A 1687-nucleotide genomic window follows, 5' to 3' on the forward strand; every position below is an offset into this window, starting at 1 on the left:
GGTCGACGAGCCACAGCTCGTCGAGCGGCAGGCGGTCCCGCAGCCGGGCCGCCTCGGCCGGCGGCAGACCCGCGATCTCGGCCTGCGTGCCGGGGGCGGCGGTGTGCAGCTGCACGGTCGCGATGCCCTGCCACCGGTCGATCGGGCCGGCGTTGACGTCGACGTACTGCATCCGCCCGTAGGGCACGACGACCAGCGAGCGGAACATGATGCCGCGCACGATGAGCAGGTCGTCGGCCCGTTCGGCGTAGCCCAGCGCACGCACCTGCCGGGGCACCAGCCACAGCACCCAGAGCACGACCGCGAGCACGGCGGCCGGCAGCGACCACGCCCAGCCCTCGCCGACCAGCACGGCAGCCACGACGGCCCCGATGAGCAGCGGCAGCAACCAGCAGGCGGCCACCACCAGCCGGGCCGACGCGAGCCGCCCGGACACCCGCGTCCACACCAGGTCGTCGGGGTCGAACGGGATGTCAGCCATGGGGCCATCCTCCCATCGGATCAGCCGGCCACCGGTCCGGGCTCCGCCGACCCCGCCTTCTCCTGCTGCCCGTCCGACGGGGGCGGGATCCGGCAGAAGCGCTCGACGACGAGCCCGACCACCGCCATCACGAGGGCGCCGGCCGCCGCGAGTCCGGCCGCACCTGCGCGCCCGCCGTTGCCGGGCACCGACAGGTCGGTGACCAGCGCGAGCACCGTGCCGCCGTAGAAGCCGAGCAGCAGCGCGCCGGTGTAGCACGCGGCCTTGGCGAGCACGGCCGTGCGGGCGGCCCGCACCGGGTCCAGGTCGGGCCGGTTGCCGTGCAGGTACTGCCGCACCGACCAGCCGAGTCGCAGCACGACCATCGCGATGATGAGCTCCACCGGCAGCACCAGCCAGCCGACGGACGGGACGATGCCGCCGTGGCCGACCAGGACGCGCAGCAGGTACCAGGTGAGCGCCGCCCCGACGAGGGCGACGGCCAGCAGCGTGCGCCAGCGGGTGGCAGCCATCACGGCGCCTGCGAGCCGTCCGGGGCGAGCCAGTCGCCGGGCACCCAGCTGAGGCCGGCCACATCGGGCGCGGTCGCGGCCAGCGCCGCCACCGGACCGCCACCGAGCCCGGGCAGCACGGCCCCGGGGTCGACGGCCGCCCACGGCTGCAGCACGAAGGCACGTTCGTGGGCCCGCGGGTGCGGAAGCTCCAGCTCGTCGGTCACCACCGCGAGGGTGCCGTAGACGATGAGGTCGAGGTCGAGCGTGCGCGGGCCCCACCGCTCGTGCCGCTCCCGGCCGGCCTCCTGCTCGACGGCGCGCAGCCGGTGCAGCAGCTCGCGCGGGGGCAGCAGGCACCGGGCCAGCACGACCGTGTTGAGGAAGTCGGGCTGGTCGGTGACGCCCACGGCCGCCGTCCTGGCCAGGGGACCGACTGCCGTGACCTCCAGACCGGGGACGGCGCGCAGCCGCTGCACGGCCCAGCGCAGGGTGTCGAGCACCGGGCCGACGTTGCCGCCCAGCGCGATGACCACGTCGACCAGGTGGCTCGGCAGCCGGTCGAGCGCCGCATCGTCGTCCTCGGTCACCGGGGGCACAGGCGGGTGCGGGGCGGCCGGGGCGGGCACGGCCTCCGGGACGGGAGCGGATGCGGGGGTGGCCCGGACCACGATCGCCGGCGCGTCGGCGTGCGGCGGGCTGGGCGGGGCGGACG

At 76.4% G+C, this 1687-nt stretch carries 3 protein-coding genes; all 3 read right to left on the bottom strand.

Annotated features, from left to right (window positions below; all coding sequences use genetic code 11):
- Nucleotides 1–481, bottom strand: a 481-nt coding sequence (locus F2B26_RS16105; protein ID WP_159811070.1) for a PH domain-containing protein, incomplete at its 3' end; no start/stop codon positions are given.
- Nucleotides 482–501: 20 nt separating this feature from the next.
- The gene (locus tag F2B26_RS16110) at nucleotides 502–993 is read right to left on the bottom strand and encodes a DUF3180 domain-containing protein (protein WP_159811072.1); all 492 of its coding nucleotides are present in this window, start codon (nucleotides 991–993) and stop codon (nucleotides 502–504) included.
- The coding region (gene folK / locus F2B26_RS16115; protein ID WP_159811074.1) for a 2-amino-4-hydroxy-6-hydroxymethyldihydropteridine diphosphokinase at nucleotides 993–1687 on the bottom strand (695 nt) is incomplete at its 5' end. The genes F2B26_RS16110 and folK, both read right to left, overlap by 1 nt.

The organism is Cellulomonas citrea, from assembly GCF_009829685.1.
GTDB lineage: Bacteria > Actinomycetota > Actinomycetes > Actinomycetales > Cellulomonadaceae > Cellulomonas > Cellulomonas citrea.